This is a genomic window from Caballeronia glebae (assembly GCF_001545035.1).
Lineage (GTDB): Bacteria > Pseudomonadota > Gammaproteobacteria > Burkholderiales > Burkholderiaceae > Caballeronia > Caballeronia glebae.
Map to the genome: position 1 here is coordinate 114,817 of NZ_FCOJ02000018.1, position 10,714 is coordinate 125,530.

Genomic DNA, 10,714 nt, shown 5'->3' on the forward strand with positions numbered 1-10,714 from the left:
TCGGACGGACTAAATGTACACAATTCTTTGGGCGTGATGCAGCTATTCCGATGATTACTCGGGAATCCACCTAGTTTTGTACACAATTTTAGTGGTTGATCCGTTTCGTTCATCCGCGTTGACGTTGAATCTCATTGCGCGACTGGCGCGGTCAAGCGTCTGTGCGGTCAGGAGCCGACGCAACCTGAAGGGACGACTGCGATGCAAGGCGATCCAAAAGTAATCCAGGGAGATCCTGGTCGGGCTGCTGGATGCGAAGAAGAGCATATCGACTGGCTGGAGATTCAGATCGGCCTCGTCGACAAGATCGAGATCGAGAATTAACCGCAGTCGGCCGTCCACAAGGCCGGATGACGGCATGAATCGCCGATTGAAGCCGGCTAACGAAAGGGGAACGGGGATGGAAGGCTCGTTCAGCGGATGGCTGCTACGTAGCGCGTCGACGCATCTGAGCCCGACGCACTGCCGCAATCTCGCCGCACTCAGAGATCACGCGCCCGCCATCTTCCAGCGCAACCAGAGCGAGCCGGCCGCGCTGGAGAGGGCCGGATACGATCCGTCGCGGTTCGAGGACCTTCACCATCCGGGAGATCTGCAGGCGGCTCAGCACTCAATAACGACCGCAACATCTTGGGCGCGTTCAAGAGAACGGGTTTATCACGGTCAACCGGTCGAAGATAAGTTGACCGTGGTGCATGTCCTCGCTGTAGAGAACTTCACAATCGTTGAGCAACGCGAATGCGATTATGCAAGAGTCATAGAACCTGAATCCGTAGTGCGCTGCGACTCGGCGTGCTTCTTTGTGAACTTCGAGAGTCAGCGGCACGACTTCGCAAAGCACCTCGACATCTTCCAGAATGCTCTCGATTTCCGGCCACGAAAGTGACATCTTCCGGCTCATAACGAGCGTGACCTCGTTCATCACTTGGGTACTGATGACTGGTTTCGACTTCCCGCCAGTCACCAACGCCTCAGCTTTGTCAGCCTTCGCAGCCTCATTCGAAAACAAATAGACAATCACATTGCTATCAACGGCAAATCGGTTCGGTGCCGCGACTGTCATTCCGAGGTATCCCGCTTACTGAGCGATTCCCGATCGAACTTGAAGTCAGCAGGTAGTCGTCCCCGATATTGCCGCAGGCGCTCGATCCGTTCTGCGACGGTCGGTTTTCTCATTACCGAGAACACGCCGGAGTTGTGAGCGTAAATCTCGATGTCGTCTCCCTCCTTCAAGTCGAGGGCGTCGACGACGCTGGCTGGCAGCCGCACGGCAAGACTGTTACCCCATTTTGCGACCTGCATGATTAACTCCTTGGATACACATAGTTTTGATTGTATATCCAGGAATTCTTTTTTTTCAAGTTGGACGGTGCGGCCTTGTATGTTCCGGGGTGCAGTCATTTGAGGTGGTCGAGGTGGTCGAGGAGGCTATCACCGCTGCCCGCAAGTAAATTCGCCGTTGGCATGGCGGCGGTAGTCGGCGCGAATTCATTGGGTCGCCGACGGAACTGTGCGTACATAGCATGGAAATTCGGACCCTTCGGAACAAAGCCCCGGGGCGGTTGACGCCGTGCCGGGCGGCCAGGGTGCTGACAGGTTCGGTGGCGCCCGGAAAGAGAATGTGCCGAGCCGTTCGCCCTCTAGTTCCCGACGCGTCACAAAACGGCACGGGTGTCCCGAGAGGCGCAAACTGCTTCTATGACGCAGAGCCCGGAGCGCCCCCCTTGACGGGTGAGATTCGTCGCTGCATCGCGCAGATGACACCGCCGCAGGGCTCACCATCGACTCTGTTAGTCCATGTGTACAAGCGGTCCAACGGAGGACGTCATGTCTGCGACCGAACCCTGGATATGTCCGACGTGCGCAAATCACGTCACCACACCGTTCTGCCCGATGTGCGGCGAGAGCCCGCTCCGGCCTCCCGACCTTACCCTGCGCGGAATCGGAGCGAAGGTCCTGCACGCGGCGACGACCATCGACGGGCGCCTGCTTCGCACGATCTGGATTTTGCTACGTCATCCAGGCGAGCTGACAGTCGCGCATCTGAATGGAAAGCGCATGCCTTTTGTACCGCCGTTCCAACTGTTTCTCATCGCAAACGCGTTCTTCTTCGCGATGCAGTCGCTGACCGACACTCAGGTCTTCGGCTCGACTCTGCAGTCCCATCTTTATCTTCAGGACTGGAGTCCGCTAGCGCGGTCGTTGGTGGCCGAACGCGTTGCGAAACTACGGACGGACCTGCCTCAGTACACGTCCATTTTCGACCGTGCGGCGGTGCTCAATGCCAAGTCACTCATCATTCTCATGGTGATTCCATTCACTCTGCTCTTGCGGATGATCCTCTTCCGCACGCGCAAGCCATTCGTCACATTCGTCTATTTCTCGCTCCATCTCTATGCGTTTTTGCTGTTGCTGTTCTCGCTCGCACTCGCCGTCGCGGCCATCGAGATCCGTCTAGGCGGCCTCGGACTCGGTTCACCCGTCGTCGACAACCTTCTTTCCATCATCAATCTAAGCCTCTGTGGCGGCTACGTGTTTGTGGCTTTGAACCCCGTCTTCGGCTCTCACGGTATGACAAGACTCGTAAAAGCGGCAGCTTTGGCGCTGACGGCTGGCTTCATCGTGCTTGGCTATCGATTCGCAATCTTTCTAATCACGCTATACACAGCGTAACCACGGAACGTCTTGTGCAAAGCGCCTTCCCGAGATAAATGCGCACGCGCGTGGCGATCGAGCAGACGATTCGATTTTTCGCAGATCGGAGCAGTTGCTGGAGAGTTCGACGCCCTCACGCATCGCACTCCATCGGATCTGCGACCAGCGTTCGAGAAGCGTACTCGTAGATATGACGCATGAATCACGCGGAGCACGCTGTGCCCGGACGGCGTAAAGTGATGTCCGCGAGGCCATGTTCTCGACGGCGCCACAAACCGGCGAACCGCACGAGCGTTCCGCGAATCCAGCATCGCGATCCGAGCCCTCCGCAATCACAGACAACCCAGGAGACAGTCATGGCTGACCCAAAGAATCCCTTCGAAGATCTGACCAGGATGCTCGAACAGTTCAAGGTGCCCGGCGTCGACATGTCGGCACTGGTCGAATCGCGCAAGAAAGACATCGAGGCTATCGTCGAAGCGAACAAGACCGCGTACGAGTCCATGCAACTACTCGCCCGCAAGCAGACCGACATGCTCACGCGCGCGATGCAGGACATTCAGGAAGCGGCGAAAACGGGCATCAGCGAGCCGGGCAAGCAAAACGAATTCGTGCGCAATGCCTGCGTGAAAGCGCTCGAAGACATCAAGGATCTCGCGGAAATCGCACGCAAGTCGCAGGCCGACACGATGGCGAACATCACGCAGCGCGCCAACGAGCACGTAGACGAAATAAAGAAGATGCTGCAGCGAAAATAGAGCAGTTCATCCAGTCGGAATCCCGCACCTCTGCGCGCCCTGTCTGACGACAAGGCGCGCGGCGTGCTTTTGACGATGGCCCCAGGGAGACAACATGGCCTCGCCGTTCAACATGCCGGAGGAGTTCGTCCGGGGGTTTTTCAAATCCGGGCAGACGCTGCTGGAAGCCTATATGGGCGTGGCCGATAACACGGCCGACTCGCGTTCGGGGTCCGGCAGGACATTGCCCGCACTGGCGCTCGCGCAGGCTCAGGCGCACTACTGGCAGCAGCAGATGGCGCTCTATGCAGGCATGATGGCGAGCGCGACCGGCCAGAAGCCAGAGCCCGCCATTCAGCCGGAGCGCGGCGACCGCCGCTTCAAGTCGGATTCCTGGCACGACAATCCGTGGTACAGCCTCCTCAAGCAGACTTACCTGCTCAATTCGAAGCTGCTCAACGACATGGTCGAAGCCGCGGATATCAACGCAAAGGAGAAGCACAAGCTGCGCTTCTACGCGCGCCAGTTCATCGACTCGATGAGTCCGGTCAATTTCGCCGTGACCAATCCGGAGGCGATGCAAACCGCGATCGAGACGCAGGGCAAGAGCATGCGCACGGGGTTCGCGAACCTGCTCGAAGACCTCAGGCGCGGACGCATATCCATCACGGATGAAAGTGCCTTTGAAGTGGGGCGCAATGTGGCGGTCTCGAAGGGGTCGGTGGTATTCGAGAACGAACTGTTTCAGCTGATTCAGTACGCGCCGCTCACGGAGAAGGTCGCCGAGCGGCCGCTCGTCATCGTGCCGCCATGCATCAACAAGTTCTATATCCTTGATCTGCAGCCGGCGAATTCTTTCGTGCGCTTCGCGTGCGAACAAGGGCAGACCGTGTTCCTCGTGTCGTGGCGAAACCCAGACAAGGAACTGGGCCACATTACCTGGGACGACTACATCGAGAGCGGCGCGATCAAGGCGATTGAAGTGGCCCGCGCCATCGGCCGCGCCGACAAAGTCAATACGGTCGGCTGGTGCGTTGGCGGGACGATTCTATCGTCGGCGCTGGCGGTACTGCGCGCGCGCGGCGAAGATCCGGTCGCGAGCCTCACGCTGCTCACGACGATGCTCGATTTCAGCGATCCCGGCGACCTGGGCGTGTTCATCGACGAGGTAGGCGTCGCGCAGCGCGAGCAGAGCATCGGGCGCGGCGGCATTTATTCGGGCGGCGAACTGGGCTTCGTGTTCCAGACGCTGCGTGCGAACGATCTGATCTGGCCGTATGTCGTCGACAACTATCTCAAGGGCGGCTCGCCGCAGGCGTTCGACCTGCTCTACTGGAATGCCGACGGCACCAACCTGCCCGGGCCGATGTATGCCTGGTATCTGCGCAACATGTATCTGGAGAACAATCTGTGCCAGTCGGGGCGGCTCACCATGTGCGGCACGCCGGTGGATCTCGCGCGCATCGACATGCCGAGCTATATCTTCGGGACGCAGGAGGATCACATCGTGCCGTGGAGGGGCGCGTACCAGTCGACGCGTCTCCTGGGCGGCGAGACGCAGTTCGTGCTCGGCGCGAGCGGACATATAGCGGGCGTGATCAATCCTGCCTCGAAGAACAAGCGCTCCTACTGGATTGACGGCAAGCTCGGCGACGATCCAGAAGCCTGGCTCGAATCGGCCACTTCACAGCCGGGAAGCTGGTGGACGCACTGGAGCAAGTGGCTGCAAACGTACGCGGGCGAGCAGGTCGCCGCGCCGAAGAAACTGGGCAGCGCGAAGTTCGTGCCGATCGAGCCCGCGCCGGGACGTTATGTCGCAAAGCATCCACTGAAGGCAACGGTCGCTTGAGCATTCATAACCACGCCGAAACCGAGTCACGGCCGAGGGGTCGCGTCCATCTCGCGGGCCCCTTATCCGAGGACGCGTCTGCGTTCTGGCACGCGCCGGGCCGACGCACCGAAGCGGCTCGTTCCAATCAGTCGCACGAGCCGCGCGACGATCTCGTGTACGGTTGTTCCCGGTCCGAAGATTTCTGCCACGCCCAAGTTGCGTAGATAAAGCGCGTCTTTATCCGGCACGATGCCGCCGACGACGACCGGCGCACATACGTCCGTTTCTCCAAGCTCGCGCATGAATTGAAGTACCAGACTTCCATGCGCTCCCGCAAGCGACGAAACGCCGATCACGTCGCATCTTTCTTCCCCGGCAAACCTCGCTGCGCGCGTCGGCGACGCAAACAGGCCGCTCATCGCTACATCGAAGCCCGCGTCCTTCAGCGCCGCTGACACCACGTTCGCGCCGCGATCGTGTCCGTCGAGTCCGAGCTTTGCCATCAGCAGGCGTGGCTTTCTGCCTAGCTTCTTCGCGAGTCGCGCGACATGTGCGCTCGATGCACGCCATGCCTCGTCCTCTGCGCATTGTGTTCCATACGCATTCGATGTAACGCCCGATGTCTGCACATAGCGCGGCCAAACTGCTTCAAGGGCACGCGTACACTCCCCCACTGTCGCCCGCGCGCGCATGCAGTCGATCGTCAGTGCCAACAGGTTGCCGGTATCGTCGTGCGCGGCGCGAGTCAATGCCGCGAGCGTGGTGTTCACGCGATATTCGTCGCGTCGGCGTTTGATGTCGGCGATTCTGCGCGACTGTTGCACGCGCACACGCTCGCCATCGACTGCGACACATTCGGAAGCATCGTCATCTGCCTCGATTGCCAGAAAGGCGTTAATGCCGACGATCATCTGTTCCCCCGTATCGATGCGCGCCTGCGTCGCCGCCGCGCTTGCGTGAATCTGCTGCCGAGCCCAGCCCGTGCGGATCGCCTCGCGCGCGCCGCCGCCCGCCTCGATTTCATCGATCATTTCGCGCGCGCGCCCGGCAAGCTCCGCCGTCAGCGATTCCATCATGTACGAGCCGGCCCACGGATCGATCACGTCGCACAAGCCCATTTCGTGCTGAAGAATCAGTTGCGTGTCGCGGGCGAGTTGCGAGGCCGATGCGGATGCGGATGCGGATGCGGATGGCAGCGCGAGCCGATCTTCCCCAACCCGCCGCCCATTTCTCCATTTCTTCCTGTCATAAGGTTTACCCCGATTTAAACGCAAACCAACAAAAGGGACATTTTGACTGCAGCACGTAATCCATGCGAAATCCAATTGACGCCACCTTGAAGCGCCGCCTCTGCGACTGGCGTCGCGCACGCCGCAAAGGAGAGCGATTTGGTCCTGGAACTGGAGCGAGTCAGTGTCGTTTCTGGCGGGCAACCGTATTTGTACGACGTGGATTTGCGCCTCGTCCCAGGCGCCACCAATGTGCTTCTCGGACCCACGCAGGCCGGTAAAACCACGCTGATGCGCGTGATGGCAGGTCTGGACAGGCCGAACGAGGGCCGAGTGCTCGTCGACGGACAGAACGTGACAGGCGTCAGCGTGCGCCAGCGTAACCTCGCGATGGTCTATCAGCAGTTCATCAACTACCCGGCGATGACGGTTTTCGAAAACATCGCCTCGCCTTTGCGCCTGCAAAAGACCGAGCCTGCTGAAATCCGCCGGCGCGTGCGGGAAGTCGCAGCCAAACTGCATATCGATCATTTGCTGGAGCGGCGGCCAGGCGAACTGTCAGGCGGCCAACAGCAGCGCTGCGCGCTCGCGCGTGCACTCGTGAAGCGTACGTCGCTGGTGCTGCTCGACGAGCCGCTCGTCAATCTCGATTACAAACTGCGCGAGGAATTGCGCATGGAATTGGCTACGCTTTTCGCTGGCGGCAACACCACCGTCGTCTACGCGACTACCGAGCCTCTCGAAGCGTTACTGCTGGGCGGCTATACGGCGATCGTCGATAAAGGCCGAGTTCTGCAGTTCGGTCCCACCCTCGATGTGTATAACGCACCGGTCAACGTCGCGGCCGCGGCCATTTTCAACGACCCGCCGATGAACATGCTGACGAGCGACTGCGGCAACGGCCGGGCGCGTCTGCCGATCGGCGTGGAGGTTCCAGTCCAGCACGGTCCCGCAGTGAACGGCGCATGCCGCATCGGCATCCGGCCGGGGAATCTGCGCCTTCAGGCGAAGGCCGCTCATGCGATCGCCGTTCCGTGCCGGCTCGAACTCGCAGAACTGAGCGGCTCCGAAACGTACCTGCACTTGCGCACGCTGACCGGCGCGGTCAACCTGGTTGCGCAGTTGCAGGGCGTGCATCAGATAGGGCTCGGCACACAGCTCGACGTTTTCATCGACCCTCAAGAACTGTTTGTGTTCGGCGCAGAGAGCCAACTGGTGTCCAGCCCGGAGGCAGCTCATGGCGTGCATTGAGTTTAGAAATCTCGCGCACGCGTACAGACCGAGCCCCGCGACGGTCGACGACTACGCGCTTCAACCCATGAGCATGGTCTGGGACGACGGCGGCGCTTATGCGTTGCTCGGTCCATCGGGTTGCGGCAAGACGACACTGCTGAATATCGTTTCGGGGCTCGTCAAGCCGTCGGAGGGCAAGGTGTTGTTCGACGGACGCGACGTGACGGCGCTCGGCGCACGTCAGCGCAACATCGCCCAGGTATTCCAGTTTCCCGTGGTCTACGACACGATGACCGTGTTCGATAATCTCGCGTTTCCGCTGCGTAATCGCAAGTTGTCAGTCGCCGAGATCACCAAGCGCGTGCACGAAGTCGCAGATATCCTCGATATGACACGCGACCTGCCGCTCAAGGCGAGCAATCTGGCCGCCGACGCCAAGCAGAAGATCTCGCTTGGGCGCGGCCTCGTACGCAAGGACGTCGCGGCGATCCTCTTTGACGAACCGTTGACTGTGATCGACCCCGCGATGAAGTGGATGCTGCGCCGCCAGTTGAAGAAGATCCACCAGCAACTCAAGCTCACGCTTATCTACGTGACGCACGATCAGGTAGAAGCGCTGACTTTCGCCGACGAAGTCGTGGTCATGACAAATGGCCGCATCGTTCAAAAGGGGGGAGCCGATGCGCTTTTTCTGCGGCCGGACCACGCTTTTGTTGGCTACTTCATCGGCAGCCCGGGCATGAACCTTTGTCCGATCGAGCTCGACGCCGACGGCGCAAGAATCGGCTCGCAGCGCCTGCCGCTCGACGCCGGCACGCTTGCGACGCTACGGGGCGCGCATCAGCAGACAAACGCCGCGCTTAAACTGGGGATTCGCCCGGAGTTCGTCCGCCTCTCGCAGGAAGGAGGAGCCGGCGCGGTGCACGCGCGGGTGCTGCGCGCGCAGCAGCTCGGCAACTATCAACTGGTTACCTTGCAATGCGACGGCCATATTTTCAATGCGAGGCTCGAACCGCATTTGCGGATTGTCGACGGACCTGCCTGGCTGCATCTCGTTGCGCCTGAAACTGTGTACTTCTGCAACGACGAAAGGATCGAAACACGCGTCTCCGAAGGGACCGCGCGATGAACAAGCCTGTCAATCAGAAAGCGTGGCTGCTGGTCATTCCGGTGTTCATCTGCGTCGCGTTCTCCGCGATCCTGCCGCTGATGACGGTGGTCAACTATTCGGTGCAGGACATCATCGGCCCGACGCAGCATGTGTTCGTCGGTACGGAGTGGTTTCGCAACATCATGACCGATCCGGATTTGCGCGAAGCGCTCGGCAGACAGGTCATTTTCTCCGCGTGCGTTCTGCTGTTTGAGATTCCATTGGGCGTGGGCCTCGCACTTTCGATGCCGGCTTCGGGATGGCGCGCATCGGCCACACTCATCGTGCTTGCCATGCCGTTGCTGATTCCGTGGAACGTGGTGGGCACGATCTGGCAGATCTTCGGGCGCCCGGATATCGGACTGCTCGGCTACTGGCTCAATAGTCTTGGCTTCGACTACAACTACACGGCGAGTCCCACGGCTGCATGGATCACCGTGCTGGTGATGGACATCTGGCACTGGACCCCGCTCGTCGCGCTGCTGTGCTATGCGGGCTTGCGCGCGATTCCGGACGCCTTCTATCAGGCCGCGGAAATAGACGGCGCAGGCCGCTTTGCGGTATTTCGCTACATCGAATTGCCGAAGATGCGCGGCGTGCTGATGATCGCCGTGCTGCTGCGCTTCATGGACAGCTTCATGATCTACACCGAGCCGTTCGTGCTGACAGGCGGCGGTCCCGGCGATTCCACAACCTTCCTCAGCCAATATCTGACCCAAAAAGCGGTCGGTCAGTTCGATCTTGGCCCGGCTGCCGCTTTCTCGCTGATCTATTTCCTGATCATTCTGCTGCTGTGCTTCATTCTCTACAACTGGATGAGCCGCGTGGGCAAAGGTGGACCCGCCGCGCAAGGAGACGACCATGCAGGATAAGCGCCGCTGGATGCGGACGTTGATGCTCATCGTCTATATGCTGTTCGCGCTGATTCCGCTTTACTGGATGGTTTCGATCTCCCTGCGCACGAACGAGGAAACCATGTCGACGTTCGCCACGCTGCCGCAGCACGTGACGTTCGAAAACTACAAGGTGATCTTCACCGATCCTTCGTGGTACTGGGGCTACATCAATTCGATCATCTACGTGCTGATGAACACGGTGATGTCGGTGTTGGTCGCGCTGCCTGCCGCGTACGCGTTCTCACGCTATCGCTTTCTCGGCGACAAGCACATGTTCTTCTGGCTGCTCACCAACCGCATGACGCCGCCCGCCGTATTTTTGCTGCCGTTTTTCCAGCTCTATTCGAGCGTCGGCCTGACCGACACGTACATTGCCGTCGCACTTGCGCACATGCTGTTTAACGTGCCCCTTGCCGTGTGGATTCTCGAAGGCTTCATGTCGGGCGTCTCGCGAGAAATAGACGAAACCGCGTACATCGACGGTTATACGTTTCCCGCTTTTTTCGTGAAAATCTTCCTGCCGCTCATCAAGTCGGGCGTCGGCGTCACGGCTTTTTTCTGCTTCATGTTCAGCTGGGTCGAGCTGCTGCTCGCGCGCACGCTGACTTCGGTCAACGCGAAACCTATCGCTGCCGTGATGACGCGGACCGTGTCGGCAGCCGGTATGGACTGGGGCGTGCTGTCGGCGGCGGGCGTGCTGACTATCGTTCCCGGCGCGCTGGTGATCTACTTCGTGCGCAACTACATCGCGAAGGGCTTCGCGATGGGGAGGGTGTGATGTTCACCTGGATGTACTGGACTCCCGAGGTGGCGATCTTCTTCGCCTGCATAGTCGTCATGCTGGGCGGCATGACGGTATGGGAACTGCGCTCGCCAACTCATGAACGCAAGGGCTTTCTGCCTATCGCAATGGGGCGTTCATTGTGCACCTCCTTCTGAAACCTCGATAAACATTGGGATCTGTCCTTCGACGTCGTTGCGAC

The 10,714-nt window shown here is 59.8% G+C and carries 11 protein-coding genes and 1 pseudogene; 9 read left to right on the forward strand and 3 right to left on the reverse strand.

The genetic code is table 11. From position 1 onward, the window contains the following. The first annotated feature begins 201 nt into the window (after positions 1-201). Complete coding sequence (locus AWB82_RS38835) at positions 202-324, forward strand: hypothetical protein (protein WP_268811027.1); 123 nt, start codon at positions 202-204, stop codon at positions 322-324. Between the two features lie 316 nt (positions 325-640). Here the strand turns inward: AWB82_RS38835 and AWB82_RS14915 are convergent, their stop codons facing one another. Together AWB82_RS14915 and AWB82_RS14920 are read right to left on the reverse strand one after the other, a co-directional pair. Next, the gene (locus AWB82_RS14915) at positions 641-1,063 is read right to left on the reverse strand and encodes a PIN domain-containing protein (RefSeq protein ID WP_086968328.1); all 423 of its coding nucleotides are present in this window, start codon (positions 1,061-1,063) and stop codon (positions 641-643) included. After that, entirely contained in the window at positions 1,060-1,302 is a 243-nt protein-coding gene (locus AWB82_RS14920) for an AbrB/MazE/SpoVT family DNA-binding domain-containing protein (protein WP_086968330.1), read from the reverse strand. The genes AWB82_RS14915 and AWB82_RS14920 overlap by 4 nt, the downstream gene beginning before the upstream one ends. Before the next feature lie 525 nt (positions 1,303-1,827). Between AWB82_RS14920 and AWB82_RS14925 the strand changes: the two genes are divergently transcribed. The 3 genes from AWB82_RS14925 (at position 1,828) to AWB82_RS14935 (ending at position 5,241) form a co-directional block, all read left to right on the forward strand. Next, a complete protein-coding gene (locus AWB82_RS14925; RefSeq protein WP_086968332.1) occupies positions 1,828-2,673 on the forward strand; it encodes a DUF3667 domain-containing protein in 846 nt (281 codons plus the stop codon). Between the two features lie 338 nt (positions 2,674-3,011). Further along, on the forward strand, positions 3,012-3,413 hold the full coding sequence (locus tag AWB82_RS14930; RefSeq protein WP_086968334.1) for a phasin family protein: 402 nt from the start codon (positions 3,012-3,014) through the stop codon (positions 3,411-3,413). A 172-nt stretch (positions 3,414-3,585) separates the two neighbouring features. After that, positions 3,586-5,241, forward strand: coding sequence for a PHA/PHB synthase family protein (locus tag AWB82_RS14935; RefSeq protein ID WP_407643004.1), 1,656 nt, complete (start codon positions 3,586-3,588; stop codon positions 5,239-5,241). Positions 5,242-5,303: 62 nt separating this feature from the next. Here AWB82_RS14935 and AWB82_RS14940 read toward each other — a convergent pair whose 3' ends face one another. Next, the gene (locus AWB82_RS14940; RefSeq protein WP_235023295.1) at positions 5,304-6,593 is read right to left on the reverse strand and encodes a methylmalonyl-CoA mutase family protein; all 1,290 of its coding nucleotides are present in this window, start codon (positions 6,591-6,593) and stop codon (positions 5,304-5,306) included. A gap of 18 nt (positions 6,594-6,611) precedes the next feature. Between AWB82_RS14940 and AWB82_RS14945 the strand changes: the two genes are divergently transcribed. The 5 genes and pseudogenes from AWB82_RS14945 to AWB82_RS14965 form a co-directional block, all read left to right on the forward strand. Beyond that, positions 6,612-7,703 (forward strand): ABC transporter ATP-binding protein, encoded by a 1,092-nt coding sequence (locus AWB82_RS14945; protein ID WP_086968338.1) that lies wholly within the window; start codon positions 6,612-6,614, stop codon positions 7,701-7,703. After that, the gene (locus AWB82_RS14950) at positions 7,690-8,814 is read left to right on the forward strand and encodes an ABC transporter ATP-binding protein (RefSeq protein WP_086968340.1); all 1,125 of its coding nucleotides are present in this window, start codon (positions 7,690-7,692) and stop codon (positions 8,812-8,814) included. The genes AWB82_RS14945 and AWB82_RS14950 overlap by 14 nt, the downstream gene beginning before the upstream one ends. After that, a complete protein-coding gene (locus tag AWB82_RS14955) occupies positions 8,811-9,707 on the forward strand; it encodes a carbohydrate ABC transporter permease (protein ID WP_086968342.1) in 897 nt (298 codons plus the stop codon). The genes AWB82_RS14950 and AWB82_RS14955 overlap by 4 nt, the downstream gene beginning before the upstream one ends. Then, positions 9,697-10,509 carry a carbohydrate ABC transporter permease gene (locus AWB82_RS14960; RefSeq protein WP_086968343.1) on the forward strand — a complete coding sequence of 271 codons (813 nt, stop codon included), beginning with the start codon at positions 9,697-9,699 and terminating at the stop codon, positions 10,507-10,509. Before AWB82_RS14955 ends, AWB82_RS14960 begins: the two co-directional genes overlap by 11 nt. Next, a pseudogene (locus AWB82_RS14965) lies at positions 10,509-10,649 on the forward strand (DUF2160 family membrane protein); the annotation flags it as partial. The gene AWB82_RS14960 and the pseudogene AWB82_RS14965, both read left to right, overlap by 1 nt. Positions 10,650-10,714 lie beyond the last annotated feature (65 nt).